Annotated in this window: 12 protein-coding genes; 10 read left to right on the forward strand and 2 right to left on the reverse strand. The window is 41.5% G+C overall.

Annotation, left to right across the window (positions count from 1 at the left end):
• Together aepX and D6855_RS06680 are read right to left on the reverse strand one after the other, a co-directional pair.
• Complete coding sequence (aepX, locus tag D6855_RS06675; protein ID WP_120739332.1) at positions 1 to 1299, reverse strand: phosphoenolpyruvate mutase; 1299 nt, start codon at positions 1297 to 1299, stop codon at positions 1 to 3.
• Positions 1300 to 1335: 36 nt separating this feature from the next.
• Positions 1336 to 2883: a 6-hydroxymethylpterin diphosphokinase MptE-like protein gene (locus D6855_RS06680; protein WP_120739334.1), complete on the reverse strand. Its 1548-nt coding sequence runs from the start codon at positions 2881 to 2883 to the stop codon at positions 1336 to 1338.
• Between the two features lie 175 nt (positions 2884 to 3058).
• Between D6855_RS06680 and D6855_RS06685 the strand changes: the two genes are divergently transcribed.
• The 10 genes from D6855_RS06685 (at position 3059) to D6855_RS06730 (ending at position 16161) form a co-directional block, all read left to right on the forward strand.
• On the forward strand, positions 3059 to 4075 hold the full coding sequence (locus D6855_RS06685) for an SGNH/GDSL hydrolase family protein (protein ID WP_120739336.1): 1017 nt from the start codon (positions 3059 to 3061) through the stop codon (positions 4073 to 4075).
• Between the two features lie 91 nt (positions 4076 to 4166).
• Complete coding sequence (locus D6855_RS06690) at positions 4167 to 5045, forward strand: N-acetylneuraminate synthase family protein (protein ID WP_120739338.1); 879 nt, start codon at positions 4167 to 4169, stop codon at positions 5043 to 5045.
• A gap of 46 nt (positions 5046 to 5091) precedes the next feature.
• The gene (locus tag D6855_RS06695) at positions 5092 to 6258 is read left to right on the forward strand and encodes an acylneuraminate cytidylyltransferase (RefSeq protein WP_120739340.1); all 1167 of its coding nucleotides are present in this window, start codon (positions 5092 to 5094) and stop codon (positions 6256 to 6258) included.
• A 51-nt stretch (positions 6259 to 6309) separates the two neighbouring features.
• Positions 6310 to 8826 carry a DUF6492 family protein gene (locus D6855_RS06700; RefSeq protein ID WP_120739342.1) on the forward strand — a complete coding sequence of 839 codons (2517 nt, stop codon included), beginning with the start codon at positions 6310 to 6312 and terminating at the stop codon, positions 8824 to 8826.
• Between the two features lie 17 nt (positions 8827 to 8843).
• Entirely contained in the window at positions 8844 to 9965 is a 1122-nt protein-coding gene (gene aepY / locus D6855_RS06705; protein ID WP_120739344.1) for a phosphonopyruvate decarboxylase, read from the forward strand.
• A 181-nt stretch (positions 9966 to 10146) separates the two neighbouring features.
• Positions 10147 to 10926 carry a flagellin gene (locus D6855_RS06710; RefSeq protein WP_120739346.1) on the forward strand — a complete coding sequence of 260 codons (780 nt, stop codon included), beginning with the start codon at positions 10147 to 10149 and terminating at the stop codon, positions 10924 to 10926.
• A gap of 168 nt (positions 10927 to 11094) precedes the next feature.
• On the forward strand, positions 11095 to 11850 hold the full coding sequence (locus tag D6855_RS06715; protein WP_120739348.1) for a transcription termination/antitermination NusG family protein: 756 nt from the start codon (positions 11095 to 11097) through the stop codon (positions 11848 to 11850).
• Positions 11851 to 12396: 546 nt separating this feature from the next.
• The gene (locus D6855_RS06720) at positions 12397 to 12951 is read left to right on the forward strand and encodes a hypothetical protein (RefSeq protein WP_120739350.1); all 555 of its coding nucleotides are present in this window, start codon (positions 12397 to 12399) and stop codon (positions 12949 to 12951) included.
• A gap of 101 nt (positions 12952 to 13052) precedes the next feature.
• Entirely contained in the window at positions 13053 to 14942 is a 1890-nt protein-coding gene (gene asnB, locus D6855_RS06725; RefSeq protein ID WP_120739352.1) for an asparagine synthase (glutamine-hydrolyzing), read from the forward strand.
• Positions 14943 to 14967: 25 nt separating this feature from the next.
• Positions 14968 to 16161 carry a glycosyltransferase family 2 protein gene (locus D6855_RS06730; protein ID WP_120739354.1) on the forward strand — a complete coding sequence of 398 codons (1194 nt, stop codon included), beginning with the start codon at positions 14968 to 14970 and terminating at the stop codon, positions 16159 to 16161.
• The last annotated feature ends 15 nt before the right edge of the window (positions 16162 to 16176 follow it).

The following is a 16176-nucleotide window of genomic DNA, read 5'->3' on the forward strand; positions in this document are numbered from 1 at the left end:
TTATAATTCATCGATCAGTGTGATGATTTTTTTAATGGACATCAATCTGTCGTCCACCTCTTTTGCTCTGTGATATCTCAAGATGTCCTGAGCAGTCTGCTGCATGGCAGGGAATGCGGATCTGGTCAGCTGATTAGCGTATATTACAATATTGACACCATGTTCCACCAGCTCTCCCTCTGTTATGGTATTAAAACTTGTTGGAACAACAACTATAGGTGTTGTTTTATCCTGTTCGCGGAATTTATCGCAGAATTCCAAGATCTCGCTGGGATCTGACTTTCTGCTGTGTATCATGATTCCGTCAGCGCCAGCCTGCACAAAGGCTGTAGCTCGCGCTAATGCATCTTCCATACCCTTCTCAAGGATCAGACTTTCTATACGGGCAATTATCATAAAGTCGTCTGTCAGCTGAGCTTTCTTACCTGCAGCAATTTTCTGGCTGAATTCTTCTATAGAAGCCTGTGTCTGCTCAACCTCGGTGCCAAAAAGGCTGTTTTTCTTAAGCCCCTTCTTGTCTTCAATGATGACTGCGCTAACACCTAAACGTTCTAGAGAACGTACGGTATATACAAAGTGCTCCGTCAGCCCACCTGTGTCTCCATCAAATATTATAGGCTTGGTTGTAACCTCAGTGATGTCCTCGATTGTGCGGAAACGGCTGGACATATCCACAAGCTCTATATCAGGCTTGCCCTTGGCGGTACTGTCACACAGTGAACTGATCCACATTGCATCAAACTGGTCAAGTCTGCCATTGTCAGCCTCTATTACGGTTTTTTCAACTATCAGACCTGTCAGGCCGCTGTGAGCCTCCATAGCTTTTACGATAGGAGTCATGGACAACAGCTGTTTCAGGCGTTTTCTTCGGTATTCAGGCATGGACAGTTTTTCTTTTAACTGAAGATCTATCTTGTGTACATGTTCACCAGTGGTGTAAGGAACTTCAATAAGCTGTCCGCCGTACGTATTTAACAGTTCGATTACATGAGTACGGATAGCTGATTCAGGACCGGATGACCAGTTGTCTCCGTGGATGATATAGTCAGGATGAAGGTATTCTATAACATCGTCATAGAGCATGTCGTCCTGCATGATTACTGTGTCGATACCATCCAGTTTCTTGTACATTTCCATGCGCTTATCTTCCGGAACGGTAGGGAAGCTGTTATATCTGATTGAGGCCTTGTCGCTAAGGCATCCAACTACTACGCGACCATATTTTAAGGCTTCCTTTATGATATTCAGATGTCCTTCATGAATAACATCTGTGCTGAAACATGTGTAAGCAGTTTTCATCAGTATTTCCTCCATAATATTTTTTTATCATCTATTCTATAGTGAAGATGTACCATGAATGAGCGCTCCGTGCTTGGAGAGGTTGATAAATTCAAGATCAGGATGAACTGATATCTGTTCTTCTATGGTTCTTCTGAACAGGTCAAACACCTGACTTGTTTCAACCATGGTTCCGTCAACTGATTCTACTGAGCAGTTGCCCTGCTTGTTTTCAACTCTTTCGTGTGCAACTCCGTGTGCGTAGCTTACTCCACCAGGATATGCCAGATCAAGTCCTGCCAGATAGAATTTTTTTGCGCCAAGACGTATTCCGACTTCTATCGCTAATGTTACGACAGTGCCATAAATTTGCCATACATCTAAATTGTCCGGATTAGATAATGGTAATCCCTTTCCGTTAGGGGTGGGAACCAGGCAAATATCTCCCTGATAAGCATCGATGTACTTCCAGCAGGTTGTTTCATCAGCGATAAGTGGAATTTTATCAGTGAATTCTTCGTAGCCATAAATGTGTTCGATAAGCTGGGGACGGGCGTCTGCCGCAACAACCACGTCTGGGACTGCTTTTTCAGAGTAAAGTCTCTTTATGACAGTATTTACTGCTATGACGGTCCTGGAACCCGAACTGTCCTTGATGAAAGACATACTGTCGTCAAGTGAGGGACCAGCTGCCACGATAATACATTCGTCACTGGATAACCTGCTCCGTATCTTATCAAATGAGATACGCTGCTTTGAGTAGTTTCTCATCATATTGATGACGCAGCGCCTGTGAATTGATTTGTTAAATACATCTATCTCAACCTGCTTTTGCAAGGCATCAATACCGACATTATGATACTGAATTGCCTTCCAGGGTGATATATAGGTTGAGACTTCGCCATTATCAATTTCTTGGTCATGACTGTTTATGAAATCAAGGTACTCTTTTAGTAAAAGTGTTAAATCCTGAATAAGGACAAACTCAATATCAGATTCCGGAATCCAGTCAAGAATGCCGAACTCTCGAGCATAATTAACGATTCGAGAATCGCTTTCATAGATGACGATCTTTATGGCTCCATCGGATTTTTTATGTAGCATGTAAGGAAGGTATCCCATATCACAACCGAATAAATGCACCTCCCTATTAGTAGGAGCGTAAAAGGACTCTGCTACTTCTGAGGCTTCATTCAAAGGATTATGAGTGTCGTGATAGGTCACTTGATTTTGCAGGTCCGTTATGGTCAGAAACCCAGAGTCAGAACTCTTTATACGAAATTCGTTCTCGGTCACGTCAATGTCTGTGAAATATGACATATATTTGTACATCAAGGGAATAAGACTGGAAGTAATAAGGGCTGACGCGTAGGAGGAATCCTCCCAGTTTTCAGATATTGTTCTGGCAGATGTTAAAAGAGCTTCTGCCAATTCACGGTCGTTGCCTGACAGCTCTTTTATAATGCTCTCCACGGAAGAAATGGCAGAGTTGTATAGCTTTTGTGCATCAAATTTGTTTCCTTCACGCAGAAAATGTACGGAATCTTCAAAATCTGATATCAGAAGTGATTGTTTGTATATATTCTCAAGGAATTCCTGGGCCATAATCTCTCCGGGGTAACTTGGTAAATAATAATACTATTATGTTTATTTTATTACGTTTTAAGGCATTTGTGAAGGAATGGCGGCTTATTGTGTGATACAATGAAATGGTAAGAAAAAACGTGGCTTTGAAGTTTATGATACTCGCTTTGAGTCTTTATGAGCCAAAGGAAAAATAATGAGCAATAATTATAATCTACTTCTTAAGATTAGGGATAATCTGGAGAATAATCCTTCGTTTATTACGGAGCTTCCGGTAAAGGATATTATAGATTGCGTTATCTATGAGTTGCATGAAATCAGGCAGTTTTACGAGTCTGAGCATTATGATGCGATTACAAAAGAAATGCTGGAATATGCTTCTGAAATGATGGAAATGCAGGATGCGGGAGACAGCGTAGGTGCCCTTAAGCTGTTTGACAGTATTTTAAGACAACACAGGATGATTCCTGATGTTGAGTTTGCTCTACCCTTTATTGAGAGGGCTAATTATGACAAAGCGCTTAACAGACATATTTTGGAAGGCACTGTTATAGCCATGGGAGATTCTCATTCATGCTTCTTTAGCGGAAATCAGGACCTGTCGCTTAAGCCAATTCTGAATGATATTAGCACATGTGATCAGCTTGATGGTCATCCATTCACAGTGTTGCATTTAGGACCGTGTCTTGCTTACAGCTGTGATAAGTATGGATCTACAAACAGAGTGAGAGAAAAAGTAGAGTGGCTTGAAGGAAACTTTTTCCTTGAGGGAGAAACCATTATTTTTTCTCTTGGGGAAATCGATGTAAGAACCCAGGTTTATAAACAGGTGCAGTCTGGCAGAGACTACAAAGAAGTAGTGGATGAGATTCTTGAGCATTACATGAAGCTTCTGTTATGGCTCAAAGAACGTGGCTATAGGGTCATCTGCTACGGACCGATAGGGTCCTTGAAAGATTCAGCCCCCCTTGATGATTACCGCCCGAGAGTGGGCAGCGAACAACAGCGTAATCAAGCAGGCAGATACTATAATGAGAGGCTCGAAGCGATCTGCAGAGAACAGGGGCTTGAATTCTTTACGCTGTTCTACGATATGGTAAATGATGATAATGAAACTGACGAAAGATTCCTTTCTGGAGATCAGTTTCATCTTGGGCAATATGGATATCAGCTGGCTATAGATAAATTAAGGTGTCTTGGGCTTGCGTTATAGCTCGATACCAAAATCGGCAATCATTACCGGCTTTTCTTTGACATTAAAAAGTTGAACCAATGGAGATTCTTATTCTTGAAAGGAGAAGGATATGAGTACACAGATCAAAATAGGTGACAGGCTTGTAGGAGAAGGCTGTGCACCTTACTTTATTGCGGAGATTGGTATCAATCATAATGGTGAGCTGAGCAATGCAAAAAGACTGATAGACGCATCTTTCGCAATTGGCTGGGACTGCGTCAAGTTTCAAAAGAGAACTCCTGACATAGCAGTTCCTGAAGCACAAAAAAGTGTCATGCGATCAACTCCCTGGGGGGAGATGACATACCTTGATTACAAAAAACGAATCGAATTTGGACAGGCAGAATATGACTATATAGATAAATACTGTAAGGAGAAACCTATTGCGTGGACTGCATCACCATGGGATATGCCTAGTCTGGAGTTTCTGCTTCAGTATGATATTCCTTTTATCAAATTGGCTTCTGCAACTAATGGCAGTGATGAACTTATCAGAGCTGCTTGCAAATCCGGTAAGACGGTAATAATGTCCACAGGAATGTGCACCCAGGAAGAATTGGACAAATCCGTGTCGTTACTAGAAGACTTAAGTGATGGCAATTATGCTCTTCTTCATACCAATTCAGTTTATCCTGCCCCGGTGGATAGTCTTAATCTCAATTACATTAAGACGCTAAAAGACAGATACCACTGCGTTGTTGGATATAGTGGACATGAGCAGAATCTTGAACCCACAGTGGCAGCAGTAACACTCGGAGCATCGATCGTTGAGAGACATGTAACTCTCTCTCACAACATGTGGGGCACGGATCAGAAAGCGAGTCTGGAAATAAACGCCATGTTCATGCTTTATAACAGATGTAGAGATATAGGAACAATGCTTGGAGACGGAGAGAAGAAGCTGGGAGACGATGAGCTTGTTGTGAGAAAGAAGCTCCGAGTTGAGTGAAACGTATCAGCAGATAACATGACATTCTTAAGAGGTGCTGTGGTAAATGAATGTAGCATTAATACCGGTTCGCGGTGGAAGTAAATCAATTCCTTTGAAGAATATTAAGAACATATGCGGGAAGCCGCTGGTTTACTGGACTGCCAGGGCTGCCTGTGAGTGCCAGTACATAAACGAAGTGTATATTGCAACAGATAGCATCGATATCAAGCGAGCCGTTGAATCATTTTGTGAAAGTGAAAAAGAACTGTTCCAAAAACTTAAGGTTGTTGACAGAGATCCGGAAAATGCAACAGACTCTGCTTCTACGGAGTCGGTCATGTTGGAATTTTCAAGCGGCCGCGATTTTGACAACATCGTACTGATCCAGGCAACATCTCCGTTACTGACATGTGAAGATCTGGATGGAGGATTCAAGCTGTATGATGAGGCGAGAACAGACAGCGTTTTGTCTGTTGTAAGGCAAAAGAGATTTCTCTGGCAGGAAGATCAGAATGGTTTTGCGAATCCGTCAAATTATGATGTTTTTAATCGCCCAAGACGACAGGATTTTGATGGATATTTGATGGAAAACGGGGCATTTTATATTACATCCAAGCAGCTTCTGGAAAAGACAAAAAACAGAATAGCTGGAAATATCAGAGCCTATGAGATGCCGGAAGATAGTGCGTTGGAGATAGATGAGCCGGATGATTTTCTTATCATAGAAAAGCTCCTGCAGAAAAGACTCTGTGGTCAGACAGATGCTCGTAATAAGAACATCAAAATGGTAGTCACAGATTGTGATGGCTGTCTTACTGACGGAGGAATGTATTATTCTGAGAATGGCGATGAGCTTAAGAAGTTTAATACAAAAGATGGTATGGCCCTGGCAAGGCTCAAGGAGCGAGGCGTGGTAACAGGAATAATTACCGGTGAGTTGAGAAAACTCAATGAGCGCCGCGCCGCTAAGCTTCATATGGATTTCCTGGAAGGAGGAGTTGCTGATAAAGCTTCTGTTCTCAAGGAAGTCTGCAGCAGATATGGTATCGCACTTGACGAGGTACTGTATATCGGGGATGATCTTAATGATGTCGCTGCATCGAAGTTGGCCGGAGTATCTGCATGCCCTAAAGATGCTGATAAATCGGTTAAGAAGGTTGTTGACTATATTTCCTGTTACTGTGGCGGACACGGGGCAGTACGAGATATTATTGATCATTTTTTTGAATAGCACATTGATCTTTGGAATCACATGTCTATTGAGAATCATGGGAGGAATGCCATGAACACCGAAAAACATTTTGATGTACTCATCGTTGTAACACCTGCAGACTGCGAGAGGCTTCTGCCTCTTTATCCCAGGCTGGTGGCTAATTTTGACTATGGCAATCTGTGCTTTATCGGATCTGCCGGAGTTGGCGATCTGGTAAAAAGCAGTGCTATTGCGGATAGGGCAGGCTGGGTGGACGAAAACGACATCGTGCCATTTGATGATGTCCATGCATGTATGACAAGAAGGCTTGAGCCCATCCTGCAGGGAAAGGCCCTGCCAAGAGGAGTTACCGGATGGTACTACCAGCAGTTCCTTAAGATGCAATATTCCGCCATCTGTAAGGACGAGTACTACATGGTCTGGGACGGAGATACTATCCCCTGCCGCAAGATAAACATGTTCAGTACCGAGTCCGGACAGCCCTATCTTGACCTAAAGCATGAGCACCACCCTGAGTATTTCGAGACCATGGGTAAGCTCCTGCCAGGATTTGGCAAGGTGATCGAGAGGTCTTTTATCTCTGAGCACATGCTGTTTAAGTGCGATATCATGCGCGGCCTTATCGCGGACATTGAAAAGAATGACTCAATCCCTGGAGTGAAGTTCTGGGAGAAGATCATTAATGCAATAGAGCCGGAAAAGATATATGACTCTGCTTTTAGTGAATTTGAAACCTATGGAACTTATGTTGCTCTAAAACATCCGTCTGTATACCGCCTCAGGGAGTGGCATTCTTTTAGACTTGGCGGATCCTTCTACGAGATCGATACTATCACTGATGGCGATTTTAGCTGGCTTGGTGTGGATTTTGACGCAATCTCTTTTGAAAAAGGACAGACTGTTCTGGAAGAGAACAAGGGATATTTTGACAACCCAGAGGTCCAGGCCAAGATTTCTGCCAGGAAACTTCTTCAGGCCGCCCAGATGGAGTACAAGGACGGTTACAAGGAGGTTTGGGAGGATGACGCTGCAGCAGCTGCCGCTAACGTCAGGGCAGGAAGCTATGGAACCGGAAGAGGCGCAGAAGACAAGACGCTTATTGTAGTTGCAACCCACAACGAACCTGATCTTGTAAAAAGAAATCTCGACAGCATCCAGGATACTCTGAAGCCCGAAAGCTACAAGGTGGTGGCCGTAGACAAAGATGCTGGATTTGTCGCTGCTTGTAATCAGGCGGTAAAAGCCAGTGTTGGTACTGAGTTTGAAGGGGCGGATGTATTTCTTTTAAGTAGTGATACCTGTCTGGTGTACGATTCACTGTATTTTTTGAGGCAGGCGCTTTATGCAGAAGATGACATAGGAGCTGTGGGATGCCTCTCAAACTGTGCGGCCAACAAGCAGCAGATGGATGTTGTATTTGATACTGTTGATGAATATATAAAGTTTGGCGAGAAGGTTAACGTACCCACAGCAAATCCATGCCTTGAAAGGGTGAGACTCTCGTCCTTCGCCATGCTGATAAGACGCAATGTCTGGGATGAGATTGGCGGGCTGGATGAGGACTTTGCGCCGGGATATTATGCAGATGATGCGCTGTCTCTGGAAATTCTGAAAAAGGGCTACAGGCTTGAAATTGTAAGAAACAGCTTTATTTATTGCGAAGGCAGTCAGGGCGGTGCAGATGCTGATTTTGATGATGCTTTAGAGGAGCAGCATCAGCTCTTTTTACAGAAATACGGATTCGATATTTCGCAGTACGCTTACGCCAGCGGAACAGTTATATCCCAGATACCATACGGACCAAATGACAGATTTGCAGTACTGCATTTTGGTTGCGGACTGGGATCAGAGCTTAAGGCGATAAGGAGTCTTTTCCCATACAGTGATCTCTATGGCGTTGAGACAAATGGAAAGCTATTCGATATCGTCAGGAAAACGGAAAAGGTATTCGCGGGAATTGATGAGCTATTGGAGTTCATCGACGTGCAGTTCTTTAATGTGCTGATCGTGGAAAACGATACCCTTGCTGAGATGGATCAGGAGGAGCGAAACATTCTCGGTGCGCTTATGATGCCCAATCCGGTGGTTATTGTTGGAAACGACAGACTGGAAAACTTCCCATACGAGAAAATCAAGCTGATCATATGGGGGATGGATAACACCTTTTGGCAGGGAGTCAGGAACGAGGGAGAGGTGATTCTGCCCATGTCCAACGCAGACCTTGTGAAAAACGCTGCGGATCACGGCGTAGTGAGTAGCGTGTTCGCACGTGATGATGAGGCAGCGGTTTTTGAGGAACTGGAAGGTGCCAGGGTGGCTGACATGTTTGTGTTTAACACCATCAGTCCTGATGCCAGTGTGGCTATGGTAGCAGATAAGATACGCATGATGGGACTTGAGCCTTCAGATGTTTTGTTTGTGGATGCAGATCCGGAGACACTTATAGCGGTAAAAGAACTAATGGAAGACGCTATGACAGCTGACACGGATATAATTCCGTATCTGGCTAATTTCTTTGCGAAGACTAAGGCAACTGACATAGAACACTCAAAACTTGCGTATTACAATGAACTGCAGGAAAAATGAGAAGGAGACCTGGTTAAATGAAAGTACAATCTTTTGTAGATATCCTTGGAGCGGATTTTTATACCGGAGTGCCGGATTCACAGTTGAAGGCTTTGTGCAATTATCTGATGGATGTTTATGGGATTGATCCCAAACATCATATCATAGCTGCCAATGAGGGAAATTGTGCAGCACTGGCAGCTGGATACCATCTGGCGACAGGTAAGATTCCGGTTGTCTATATGCAGAACTCCGGGGAGGGAAATATCATTAACCCGGTTGCAAGTCTTTTGAATAATAAGGTATATGCCATGCCAGTGATCTTCGTGATTGGATGGCGTGGAGAACCAGGGATACATGATGAGCCTCAGCATATTTATCAGGGAGAAGTGACCACGAGGCTTCTTGAAGACATGGGAATCGATTACTTTGTTGTTGGACCAGAAACGACAGAAGATGACATTAAGGCTTCTATGGAGCGATTCAGGACCAAGCTGGATCAGGGACTTGATGTGGCGTTCGTGATACGCAAAGGAGCGTTAACAGATGCTCCAAAGGTGAAATACAGCAATGAGAATACCATGCTCAGAGAGGAAATAATTCGGCACATAGTGAAGTTTTCCGGGGAGGATCCTATTGTCTCAACTACTGGAAAAGCAAGCCGTGAGCTCTTTGAAACCCGTGTGGCTAACGGTCAGTCTCATAAGTATGATTTCCTGACTGTAGGATCAATGGGACATTCTAGTTCAATAGCTCTTGGAATTGCCTTAAATAAGCCGGGACAGCGCATCTGGTGTGTGGATGGAGATGGTGCTGTGCTGATGCATATGGGGGCTATGGCTGTTATTGGTTCAAATAAGCCTTCAAATCTGGTGCATGTTGTTATCAATAATGGTGCGCATGAAACTGTTGGAGGAATGCCTACAGTTGCAGAGAACATTGACCTTGTGGGGATGGCTAAGGCCTGTGGTTATCCGAATGCAGTAAGTGTGAATACGTTTGATGATCTGGACCAGGAGCTTGCTTTGGCCGCTAGCAGGGATGAATTGTCATTTATTGAGGTGAAATGCTCTATCGGAGCCCGCGAGGACCTTGGACGTCCAACCACAACGGCTATTGAAAATAAGCGTAATTTTATGGAGTACCTTAAAACAATGTGATTGGGATATATGCCATATATGAAAATTTGAAAAAATAACTTTCAAACCTTGTTGCAATATTGTAACAAGGTTTCATTTTGTACAAAAAATGATAAGTTTTGGGGTTATTTTTTCGGTAATTCTGTGCTACGTTTAACGTGAGTAGCAATGTTTTGTTTTTTTATATTAAGGAGGCTACGAAATGAGTGGAATTTCAGCAGTTGGAAGCGGTTCATCAGTATATAGTGCATACGGTTCATATGGCACAGTTGCTAATGGAGGAGCTCTTACTACAGCAGCTCAGGATGCAGCAGGACTTGCAATAGATCAGAGGACTGAGGCACAGACAAGAGGTCTTGATCAGGGAACAGAGAATCTTAAGGATGCAAAGTCTGCTCTTAATATTGAGGATGGAGCTCTTGATCAGGTTACAGATTACCTCCAGAATATCAGAGAGCTTGCTCTTCGCGCATCAAATGAAACTCTTGGTGCAGAAGAGAAAGGGTACATTCAGGTTCAGATCGATCAGTATCTGCAGGGAATTGATGATATTGCCAATCAGACTACTTTTAACGAGAAGAAGCTTCTGGATGGTTCTGAAAATGGCTTGAGTATAGCAAATGGCAGCGGTAGCAATGTGGAAATTGCTACAGGCAACAGCACAGTTGATAGCCTTGGCCTTAGCGGTTTCAATGTTACAGGTGGAAGTGTCGACCTTAAAGCCGTTGACGATGCTCTTAAATCTGTTCAGAGCTTAAGGACAGATGTTGGTGCAGATACAAACAGAGTTGAATACGCTGCAGGTTATAATACTAAAGCATCATTGGAACTTAACGGTTTCAGAATGGATGGTGACGAGGATCGTGCCATGAAGGCTCTTCAGAATATCAAGTCTAAACAGGTCCTTGATCAGTACCAGATGATGCTTCAGAAGAAGCAGCAGGAAGACGAAGAAAAGAAAGGCCAGATGTTCTTCGCATAATAACTTTTGAATTAGATGCTTAAATACTGGGAGGTATTTAAAATAGGGGGCTAGAGCGTGAGCAGATCATAAATCTGCTTGCGCTCATTTATTATGCCTTTGTTTTTTGTGCGGCGATAGTGTTTGATAGTGTAAAATAAAGATAGAAAAGTACAGAGGAACAAGCTGATGTGGTATGTAGTACAGGTGAAAAGTGGACAGGAACAGGAAATGAGAGCACTTATTGATAAGCTTCGTGATGAAGAAGCTTATGGGGAGTGCTTTGTTCCGCTGTTTGAAGATGTTAAGAGAAGTGGCGGAAAGTGCAGGATAGGATTTAGAAAGTTGTTTCCAGGATATGTATTTGTGGAGTGTCAGAATCCAGGAAGACTTTTTGACACGCTTATGGGAGTTAAAGATTTTACCAAGCTTCTTGGAGCTGTTGAAGAGGATGGAAGTAAGCTCTTTATTCCGATAGGAAAAGAGGACGAAGAATTTCTGGGAACATTGTTTGCAGATGGGATCATGCATGTTAGCTATATACATATGACTAAGAATGGAAGGATTGATAAGATCGCAGGACCTCTTGCGCACTACCGCAATCACATAACTAAGTTAGAACTCCGCCATAGAATGGCGGTGGTTGGGGCTGAGATGTTTGGGAAGCGCAGGAAGGTGAAGTTTGGACTTTGGACTGATGATGACCCCATTCTTCCTGAACTTGAGAAGCTCAAAGGGGAAAATGACGTACTGGATGGAGTGGTGGAACTTGATATAGGAGTTCACGCTGGGGATAAGGTGGTTGACGAGAGTGGCGTGTATGGTGATCAGGTCTTCGTTGTCCAGAGTGTAGATTTAAAGCGCCGAGTAGTGGTGTCTACCTTCGAGATGTTCGGTACCAGTGCAAGGATAGAGCTTAGAGCTGATGAAGTGCGGAAGGTGTAAAGGGTATAGGCAAAAGGTAATAGTAAGTTAAGAATAACGCAGATTTAGCCGATATAAATGATAAGGATGATTTTGGCCAAGTACATTATGTTGTAAGAACAATGGTTGATCATACGCTACATATTGTGGTGATGACTGTATTTCATACAACAATTTACTTGTGATGGTGCATTAGTTGCTATAAAATTAATGTATATGCAGTATTCATGAAGCATCCAAGGCTCCAGGGCGGTTATACCGACGGTGATCAGGGTGTGGACATACTATTACTTAGTAGTCGCATATAGAGAAATAGCGCATATGCGATATGGCGAAGCGCGCGGAAAATCCCTTGACTCATGCATGGATATCTATTATATTACTCATTGTGCATAGCACATCGATAACCATATTAGGTATCCGGACATTCGTCCAAAGATTTCCAGATTTTGTTTGAATATCAAATCTAGGTAGCTTATAATTTTTTACACAAACTGATTTAGAGATTTTTCTTTTTTCTTTACCTTATATGTTTATCACAAAATATAAGGCAAAGGAGGTGACAGAATGGCACTGAGCAAGGAAGATTTGCAAGCAATAAAGGTTATTGTAGATGGTTCATTTCTAGGTCTTGAGAACCGCATGGACGGTCTTGAAAATCACATGGATAGCCTTGAGAATCACATGGATGGTCTAGAACGTCGTATGGACGGTCTTGAAAATCACATGGATGTCCTCGATAACCGCATGAGTGGTCTAGAGAATCAAGTGAATGGTCTAGAGAATCAAGTGAATGGCCTTACGGACCAAGTGAATGGTCTAGAGAATCAAGTGAATGGCCTTACGGATCAAGTGAATGGTCTTGAGAATCAGGTGAATGGCCTTGGACAGCGTATGGATTCTCTTGAAGTAGATGTAAAAGAAATTAAGGTTGTTCAGATTGAGAACCGCATTATTCCTGTGCTTGAAGAAGTACTTAAGTACCAAAAGGATGTATATGAAAGATATCATAATGGAGCGGAGCTTTTTGAAGAAAAGATATCTTTGATAGATCAAATGGACAAGACAGTTTCAAGACATTCCAAACAGATACAGGAATTCAAACCAAAAAAGAAAAAATGAATTGAGAGGCGTAGCGTAGGCTACGCCTTTTATAATACTAAAATGAAAGAGTCATCAAGATTTTGAAAAAATAGATGAATAATTAAGAGTGATAGGTCGATATGTGTGGAATATGTGGGCTTTATAGCAAGAAAGATATAGATAAAGATACCCTAATACGGATGAGTGACACTATGATTCATCGTGGACCAGATGATAGTGGAGCGACTGAAGTAGAATTAGTAAATGAGGGATGGTCTGTTGGTTTGGCGCATAGGCGATTAGCAATATTGGATTTGACAAAAGCTGGTCATCAACCTATGGCAACGCAAAACCAAGATCTTACTGTAGTGTTTAATGGAGAAATCTATAATTTTAAAGAGATAAAAAAAGAACTTAGTGATTATCAATTTGCTACTAACTGTGACACAGAAGTTATTCTGGCTGCATATCTAAAGTGGGGTATTTCATGCGTTGATAGATTTAATGGAATGTTTGCGTTTGCTCTTTTTGACAAAAGAACTGATACATTATTTCTAGCTCGTGACAGAATGGGGAAGAAACCCCTTTTTTATTGGGTTCAACAGGATTTGCTTGTCTTTTCATCTGAATTAAAAGGTATATATGCGTTTCCGGGGTTTAATGAAAAAATCAGAAAAGATGTGCTGGGAGATTATTTTATGCATAGATCCATTCATGCGCCTAGCACGATTTATGAAAATGTATACTGTTTAGAGCCAGGCACAATTCTTTCATATGACAAGGGAGTATGTGTTCAAAATACATTTTGGAGTGTGGCTGACACATATAGTAGATGTGCAAACAGATTCAAGGGAACTTTAGATGATGCTATAGGGGCAGTAGATGAAACACTACATAGAGCTATAAAGCGTCGACTAATTGCTGATGTTGAAGTTGGAGCATTTTTGAGTGGAGGCATTGATAGTTCACTAATATGCGCTATCGCAAATCAACATCTGAGCACACCAGTAAAAAGTTTTTGCATAGGCTTTGAAGACGAGAAGATAAATGAAGCGGTTTATGCAAAAGAGATAGCGAATTATTTGGGATGTGCTCACGAGGAGAGGTATATTACAGACGATGAAATGTTCTCGCTCGTGGGAGACATTCCGACATATTATGACCAGCCTGTAGCTGATCCAGCAGAAATACCATTGATGCTTCTATCTGCCATGACAAGGCAAAGTGTGAAAGTAGCACTTTCTGGAGATGGTGGCGATGAGTTGTTCGGGGGATATGCAGTATATAGAAAATTGATTTTGGCCCAGAAAAAGAAATGCTTAGGGCGAATGATATATGCTTTAAAGCAAGTTCCCGGAATAAAACATAACAAGAAGCTTAACAGTCTTCCAATAGAATATAGAATGGTATCCTGTAAACCAAATCCTAAAATTGAAACACAGATGGGTGTGGATGCATATACAAATATACTAGATAAAATACTTGCAGACTCAGGAGAGTATTATTATCAGTTTGATGATGTATATGGAGAAGAAAACCTTGCACAGCGACGAATGTTACTAGATATGGATACATCTCTTCCTGACTACATGTTAGTTAAGGCTGACAGGGCTACTATGAGAAGTTCATTGGAATGTCGATGCCCTTATCTCGATACAGAGCTAATAGAACTAGCATTTTCACTGCCCTTAGAATACAAAATAGATTCGAATTCTGGAAAACTTGTTCTCAAAGAATTAGCATATCGATATATTCCTAAACAGTTTCTTGATAGACCCAAAGCGGGGTTTGCTGTTCCATTAGATAGATGGCTGAGAGGACCACTAAAAGAACAGATAATGGATTGGACGTCTTATGATTATTTGCTAAGGCAAGGTATCTTTAATCCGGAAGAAACGATAAAGTTTGTTTCTGAGTATATGCAAAACGGAGATCAGGGCAGATGGTCTGGGAAAAATTTTTCGAAACTTATATGGCCATATTATGTTTTCCAGCAATGGTATGACAGATATGAGGGAATGGCATATTAACGATAGAGAGGAAGTATTTTGATATATGTCTGAAATAGTATTGTGCAGTTTTATTGTTCCCTTATATAAAGGAGAGCAATATGTTGATGGCATATCAGATATGGTCTGCAGAGCCGTAGAAAAATATCTTTGCCTTAAAAATGAAGGGATGTTTGAGATAGTATTTATTAATGACTGGCCAGAAGAGATAATAGAACTGAAGCCATCGATGCATCCTTTTATTAAGCAAAGTCTGTATACTAATAAGCATAACTATGGAATTCATGCATCCAGAATTAAAGGAGTAGAATTGGCTAATGGGCAGTATGTAGTTTTTTTGGATCAGGATGATATAATCAGCGAAGACTATATATATAATCAAATGTCGCAAATAGCCGACAATGACTTAATTCTTTGTAATGGAATCAATTATGGAGAGGCAATATATCATGACGCGGCCGAGATGAAAAGTGCACTTATGAAGGATTATTACATCAAGGGAAATAATCTGATCATATCCCCGGGGCAAGTGATGCTCAAAAAAGAAATCATACCAAAAGAATGGTGTAATAACCTGGTTCATTATAATTGTTCAGATGATTATTTCTTGTGGACGCTAATTCTGTACAAAGGCGTTGAGTGGGAAATAAATGACAATATAGATTTCCTACATGGATTCACTGACAATAATACATCAAGAAATGAAAACAACATGATACAGTCTATGTGTGAAGTAAATGAGTATTTATATAATCTTGGAATAATTAAGGACTATGATATTCAAAGCAAATTTAAAAAGAGAGCTGAAGAATGGGATATATGTGGGAAAAGATTAGAGAAAAATATGCTAGATATAAGGGCATTAAGTGCCTTACTCTTTCAAAAGAATAATCAAATGTTGATGGGAGATTATCTTGAATCAATAGGCATACATTCGGTAGCAATTTATGGATATGGATACCTTGGAAGAAAACTTTATGATGAGCTGAGACAGAGTAATATTTGTGTTAGTGCTGTGTTTGATAAGAATCGTTGCTGTAAAGACGATTCTTTTTTTCATGAGTTAGGAGATAGCATCTCTAATATTGATGCAATTATTATTACAGTTAGCAATCAGTATTATGAAATTGCGAATGAATTACGTAATTTGTTTTTGGGCAGGATTCTTTCGCTTCATAGTATTGTTTTTAATGAGGTCCCGTCGTTTTACATTTCTCAATTAAAAAGAAGGGACAAATAGAAAACGTAAATGTCC

Origin of the sequence: Butyrivibrio sp. CB08 (assembly GCF_003625485.1) — a bacterium.
Lineage (GTDB): Bacteria > Bacillota > Clostridia > Lachnospirales > Lachnospiraceae > Butyrivibrio.